Annotated in this window: 7 protein-coding genes and 1 pseudogene; 2 read left to right on the top strand and 6 right to left on the bottom strand. The window is 37.6% G+C overall.

The genetic code is table 11. The features are described 5' to 3' along the window. The 5 genes from PX482_RS03420 to PX482_RS03400 all read right to left on the bottom strand — a co-directional run. The coding region (locus PX482_RS03420) for a tetratricopeptide repeat protein (protein WP_288122062.1) at window positions 1-561 on the bottom strand (561 nt) is incomplete at its 3' end. Window positions 562-703: 142 nt separating this feature from the next. Continuing rightward, a complete protein-coding gene (locus tag PX482_RS03415) occupies window positions 704-1,114 on the bottom strand; it encodes a type II toxin-antitoxin system VapC family toxin (RefSeq protein WP_012264691.1) in 411 nt (136 codons plus the stop codon). Then, window positions 1,101-1,361 carry a hypothetical protein gene (locus PX482_RS03410; protein WP_002758926.1) on the bottom strand — a complete coding sequence of 87 codons (261 nt, stop codon included), beginning with the start codon at window positions 1,359-1,361 and terminating at the stop codon, window positions 1,101-1,103. Before PX482_RS03410 ends, PX482_RS03415 begins: the two co-directional genes overlap by 14 nt. Before the next feature lie 301 nt (window positions 1,362-1,662). Further along, a complete protein-coding gene (locus PX482_RS03405) occupies window positions 1,663-2,628 on the bottom strand; it encodes a tetratricopeptide repeat protein (RefSeq protein WP_002758924.1) in 966 nt (321 codons plus the stop codon). A 92-nt stretch (window positions 2,629-2,720) separates the two neighbouring features. After that, window positions 2,721-3,755 carry a hypothetical protein gene (locus PX482_RS03400; RefSeq protein ID WP_288056751.1) on the bottom strand — a complete coding sequence of 345 codons (1,035 nt, stop codon included), beginning with the start codon at window positions 3,753-3,755 and terminating at the stop codon, window positions 2,721-2,723. Between the two features lie 262 nt (window positions 3,756-4,017). On the opposite strand from PX482_RS03400, the gene PX482_RS03395 reads away from it, so the two are divergent. Both PX482_RS03395 and PX482_RS03390 read left to right on the top strand, forming a co-directional pair. Beyond that, window positions 4,018-4,584 (top strand): calcium-binding protein, encoded by a 567-nt coding sequence (locus PX482_RS03395; protein WP_002758921.1) that lies wholly within the window; start codon window positions 4,018-4,020, stop codon window positions 4,582-4,584. Between the two features lie 12 nt (window positions 4,585-4,596). Beyond that, window positions 4,597-5,196 (top strand): hypothetical protein, encoded by a 600-nt coding sequence (locus tag PX482_RS03390; RefSeq protein WP_002758919.1) that lies wholly within the window; start codon window positions 4,597-4,599, stop codon window positions 5,194-5,196. A gap of 13 nt (window positions 5,197-5,209) precedes the next feature. On the opposite strand, the pseudogene PX482_RS03385 reads toward PX482_RS03390, so the two are convergent. Further along, window positions 5,210-5,763: pseudogene (locus PX482_RS03385) on the bottom strand (RNA-guided endonuclease InsQ/TnpB family protein); the annotation flags it as partial.

The following is a 5,763-nucleotide window of genomic DNA, read 5'->3' as shown; positions in this document are numbered from 1 at the left end:
ATATAATAGGGCTAAGTTATTCAGAGAAGTAGCATAGTCAGGGTGGTCAGTACCTAAACTTTTACCACGAATTTCCAGAGCTTGTTGAAAGAGAGGTAAAGCTTGCTCATACTGTCCCATTGACTCATATAATAATGCTAAATTGTTCAGATAAACAGCATAGTTAGGGTGGTCAATACCTAAACTTTTACCACGAATTTCCAGAGCTTGTTGAGAGAGAGGTAAAGCTTGCTCATACTGTCCCATTGACTCATATAATAATGCTAAATTGTTCAGAGAAACAGCATAGTTAGGGTGGTCAATACCTAAACTTTTACCATCAATTTCGAGAACTTGTTGATAAAGAGATAAAGCTTGCTCATACTTCCCTATTGACTTATATAATAGGGCTAAGTTATTCAGAGAATCAGCATAAATAGGCTCATTAGTTAGTGAGTAACTTTTGGCTAAATCACAGGTTTGTTGAGCGAAGATAATCGCTTGCTCATATTGCCCTAGCTGATATAGGTTTATTATGGTCTGGTTATACTGTTTTATCTGGTTAATTATGGCTTGATTCATGTTACTATTCTCCTTGATAAACTAAGTTTTTGTTGCTGATTATTGTTGCTGATTGATCAGAGTGATTAATGGGTTTTTCTACCACCTTAAACCGCTTATAAAACACCTCACTATTACCCTGATTACCCTGAATAAATATCTCCTACAATAAGTTGTTAAAAACCTCCGTATTGTTCCAACGATAGATACTGAAATCTCGACGATCAACAGTTAATATTCTTCCATGTCCTAGATGCTCTGCTAATACAATCAAAGAAGCGTCTGCCATATCCATCGGTAAGTTAGCGTAACGATCCATTAATTCAATCATTCGTTCAATATGATGATTTTGTAAATGAAATATTTCAAAGTTATCGTTAACCAATCCCTGCAAAAAGTTGATTTGCGCCTGATTACCTATTCTGGCTAAGAGTAAATAACAGGTTTCGGTGATAACAGGATAGGTGGTAATTAAGGCTTCATTTTGACTATAAATAGTTTGAATGGCTAACGAGTGATCTTTGTCTTTTCGATTGCCAAGAGCGAGAAAGAATCCTGTATCAGCAATGATCATTTTTTTCGGATAGGAGTGAATGCAAAATGTTTTCTGAGTTTTCGGCAAAGTCAGCCTCTGCTTCAAAGCTACCGATAAAGGAACTTTGTTTTAATTTAGCTAGGGGATCGTGTGTTTTTTCTTGGAGTTGTTGATAGCGTAGTTCAATGGCTTGTTGAATGGTTTCTAAAGTATTTTCTTGGGTGGTTTGTTGAATATAGGCTAGTTTTTGAGCGTGTTCATCGTCTAGTTGAATGGAAATTTGCATTTTTTTTCCTATTTTATGGGCAATTACTGTTGACAATGGGCAAGGGCGATCGCTGACAGGATGCGGTCTAGTTATAATATCGGGTTAATGATTGCTTAATTTATGTTACCATTCTCCTTGAATAAACCAAGGTTATTACGACATTTTATTAAGAACTTGTAATATTTTTTGAGCTTGTGTTTTATCTCCCTGTTGCTGAAATAAAGTTACTGATCTTTGTAAGTCAGGGATTCCTTATTTGATAATCTCCTGACATTACATAGACAAGCCCCCACAGGTTATAAGCATCCGCTACTTATTACTACCATTGATTCACTCCGATCTTTTTTTCTTTGAGAGTACCCAATAGGCTTGGAGTAAGAGCTATCGTGTAGTGTGTATTCTCAGGAATAGTGATCACCTTGTCAATTTTGCTGTAGGATGCGTTAGCACCAAACAGATGTCTATCTCCATACCATTTTTTACCCGTAGCCAACTTTATTATATATTGCCCCGGTGGAATGGGTGTTTCGTAGGAATGCCCCTTTAATATCAAGAACCAACAGATCCGTTTACGGCTAATTTTATCCTCTAACTTTATCACCATATTTTCCGCACCAGATGGCGGTATAATTTTGAGGATACTACTCGCAGATTTCCGATCAAAGTTGTACACTCCCTGACCATTCTCAGGAAAGAATACTCTTGATCTTGAAACCCTTGCAGGTTTTTTATTGGGTGGAACTTTTGCGGGTTTGCTATTGGGTGGAACTGGAACTTTTGCGGGGTTGCTATTGGGTGGCTGTTGTTGCGGGAATTGATTATTGTAGGCAATTTCTCGGTTACTAATCGCTTGACTGAAATTAGGATTAAGGCGGATAGCTCGGTCATAATCTGCGATCGCTTTTTGATAATCTCCTAACTTATCGTAGAGAGTTGCTCGGTTATAGTAAGCTTCTGCTGAGTTGGGATTAAAGCGAATATATTGGTTATAATCAGCAAGGGCTTTCTCATATTGCTGTAAACGACTATAGGCGATGCCCCTGTTGCCATAAGCTTGAGCATAGTTAGGATTAAGTCTAATTGCTTCATTAAAATTATTAATGGCAGCCTCTAAATCACCTTGTTGTAGTTGTTTTACTCCCTGATCCAAAAAGTCCTGAGCCGTTGAGGGGGAATTGACTTGAGCGATGGCATTTACAGGCAAATATTGAATGGGTAGAGGGAGAGAAACAAAGCCCAAACCGAGAGATAGGGTCACTAAAATAGAGGAAAGAGGTAGAGACATGATTGATGGCCTTTTGATCAAGTATTGTAGGTTTACATTGAGTTTATTGCTGTAATTTTTTGATAGTTTCTAATATTTTTTGATCCTCTCCTTTAATAAACTAAGTTTTTGTTGTTGATTATTGTTGCCGATTGCTCAGAGTAATTAATTGTTTGTTCCACCACCTTAAACCGCTTATAAAACACTTCACTATTACCCTGTTGACCCAATTTAATAAATATCTCCTCAAGACGCTCTTGACTTAAAATAATATCTGTAGGGTCAGATTCCCCATTAACCCAAGATAAATCAATGGGTTGCTCTGTGACAATTGCCAGAAAATATTCATCTCCTACTGCATCATATTGGAAAAATCGAGCTAGTCCTTCAGACGGGGGTAAACGAAGTCCTTCTGACAGCTTAGTATAAGGAACATAGGCAAATGCTCTTGAAGGACTAAAGAGATAAAAATTTCCTTCTACCGTCTCATTAATTAATAATAAATATTGACCATTGTCAGGTAAATTAACCCATAAATAATGGGGCTTGTTAAGATAAATATAATTACCCTTATCTGGCTCTGGCTTAATTACAGTACCATTCATAACTAGACCCCTTTTTGAACTCCCGTTTGAGGCTCCTCCATTAGGGGATTTTTCTACCTCAAAATTTTCATTAATATCCAGCATCGTTAACTTATTACAAGCAGGTGCAGCAACTTCTTTTGCTAATTCCCAACCCATCCGAGGAAATTTTTTCTCCCATAACCATTGATAAGTCACTTGATGAGGTTCAATTGAATTCTGAGGTTTTCCTTTCTTCTCATATTTAGTAGTAATTAAATTGACACTTAATTCTAATCCATCGTCTATCATCGCTTGTTTAAACACATCTACCATTATTCTCCTAATTCTTTTCGCATATTCATTAATAGTTGCTTCCGTATAATGAAGATTATGCTTATCTTTCATTATTTCGACAATTTCACTTCTTTTTTTATCTTGATTTTTGGGATGATATAGAAGTTGAAATAAACAACTATGATCTTGATTTTTTATCAAACCAGTATTTTGCAATATCTGGTTTAGAAATGCTTTTTGCAATAGGTCTTTATCTTTAGTTCCTATCGTGTCAGGAATGCCAACCATTTTTAGTTCAAAAATAATCAAAAATTAATAGAGATATTTAAAGATTACATCATTTCCTCGGATTTGTCAATATTTTTATGAGAAAGAGAAAGCAATGTTATTAATGGTTATTAAAAGTTATGTACGGTTATTTAGAGCTATTTAAAGTTATTTAGAGTTGTTGGCTGATACCAATTTGTTATTCAGTATCTATTGAATGTTATTTGCTCTGAATGTTTGACTTGAATCATCAACTTAATTAATTCACAGGAGTTGACAGCTAATGCCAGTTTACAACGGTACAATTTACAATGACTTCTTGTTCGGCAGTTTCGGTAATGACACCATGTACGGGAATGAAGGGAATGATAGCATTTACGGCCAAGGGGGCAACGACTACATCGACGGTGGAATAGGCAACGACTACATTGATGGTGGAGATGGTGCAGATATCATCTTCGGCCGCGCTGGAAATGACAATGTCTTCGGCGGAAACGGTAGTGACTTGCTCATTGGCGAAGCGGGTGCTGACACTTTATCAGGCGGAAACGACACTGATTATCTCTTTGGCGGAGCCGACAAGGATGTTCTATTAGGAGGCGCTGGGAATGACTTTGTCTATGGCGGCTATGGCAATGATATCCTCACTGGCGGCACTGGTGCCGATGTCTTTTATTTCGGTTCTCTTCTAGAAGGAGTTGACGTAATCAAGGATTTTCAGCGGGCGAATCTTTTGGTTCGCCTGTTCCAGACGACTGGGGAATTTTTGCTCACTGGTCAAACTAAAAGCATGAACCTTGTTCTCAAGGAACAAAAGATAACGAACAACAAAAAAAGAATTAATTTTTGAGGAGCAACAAAAATGTTCAATCCCTGCAACCCCAAATATCCCTTATTTACTTTTGCTATTGCTTTATTCGTTGGCGGTATTACTAATCCAAGCAGTGCAGCAGAGTTTAAATTTCCTGATCAGGTTGATATTTACGTTAAATCCTTAGGAGGTGGTGCTGGTGCCAATTCTGAGTTTGGTCTTGGGACTACTTCAGAAAACTTTGTTCCAGTTCTTTCAGGATTGCCGAATAATCCATCAACAAACAGTGAGGTTTTTTTGGGGTCTTTTAATCCAGATCAACCAATTCCACTGGCAGTTCTAACTAACTGGAATGGTCAAAGTTTTTTCGCTACAATTGGAAGCACAGATATGGCTTCACAAATAGTTTTTTCAGATCTAGATAATAGCCTTGGTTTCGGAGGAAATACATTTGAGTTACTAGATGCTAATATCTTCTTAGCTCATCTTGATGACGCTGCATCTTTCACTGTAGATGATGATGACGATGATGTTCTTGTTCAGATTCGTGTTGCATCTAAAAGAACGACTCCAGAATCCAGCAGCGTTCTTGCTTATATTACCCTTGGGGGTTTAATGCTAGGGAGTGCTATCCGCAAAGCCAGAAATTGACATACTCCCACCGTCAAGCTACGCTGTGACGGGGGATTCTTGACCTATCACTATCGGAAATTCCTTGTTCAACGAGACAGCTTAGATTCTCAATGTCTCCACTGAAAACCCAGAGGCCGGACTCTCTATTATGCGTTTGGGTCGGTTTCTGTTTGCCCAACAGTACCGTTGAGATAATTTCCCAAATATTGCAACCCTTTTTTAAGAATGTTGATTGCTGCATTATGATCCCTATCTAAGATTGTTTTACAATTAGGGCATTGATGAGTTCTATTGCTTAATGATTTCTGAACTCTCGTCCCACAAACTGAACAATCTTGAGTCGTGAAATGGGGAGTAACAGCAATACAAACAATCCGATAAATCTTGGCAAAATAATTCAACCATTCAGTGAATTGATACCAAGAAGCATCAGAAATCGACTTGGCAAGCTGACGATTTTTTACTAAGTTTCTTACCTTTAAAGCTTCATAAACTACCAGATCATTAGACTGGACTAACGCCAAAGCGTCTTTAATTGCTTTGTCTTTACGTTGTCTTGACACTTTAAGATTAAGTTTAGCTACT

It is taken from the genome of Microcystis sp. M53602_WE12 (genome assembly GCF_030065455.1).
Taxonomy (GTDB): Bacteria; Cyanobacteriota; Cyanobacteriia; order Cyanobacteriales; family Microcystaceae; genus Microcystis; species Microcystis aeruginosa.
The sequence above is the reverse complement of the archived record's forward strand: the minus strand, read 5'-3'. Positions and strand labels throughout refer to the sequence as shown.

What these genes read in the sequence shown, in the direction of transcription:
- PX482_RS03415 (WP_012264691.1), bottom strand. Translation starts at nt 1,114, where the DNA reads ATGATCATTGCTGATACAGGATTCTTTCTCGCTCTTGGCAATCGAAAA.
- PX482_RS03410 (WP_002758926.1), bottom strand. Translation starts at nt 1,361, where the DNA reads ATGCAAATTTCCATTCAACTAGACGATGAACACGCTCAAAAACTAGCC.
- PX482_RS03405 (WP_002758924.1), bottom strand. Translation starts at nt 2,628, where the DNA reads ATGTCTCTACCTCTTTCCTCTATTTTAGTGACCCTATCTCTCGGTTTG.
- PX482_RS03400 (WP_288056751.1), bottom strand. Translation starts at nt 3,755, where the DNA reads ATGGTTGGCATTCCTGACACGATAGGAACTAAAGATAAAGACCTATTG.
- PX482_RS03395 (WP_002758921.1), top strand. Translation starts at nt 4,018, where the DNA reads ATGCCAGTTTACAACGGTACAATTTACAATGACTTCTTGTTCGGCAGT.
- PX482_RS03390 (WP_002758919.1), top strand. Translation starts at nt 4,597, where the DNA reads ATGTTCAATCCCTGCAACCCCAAATATCCCTTATTTACTTTTGCTATT.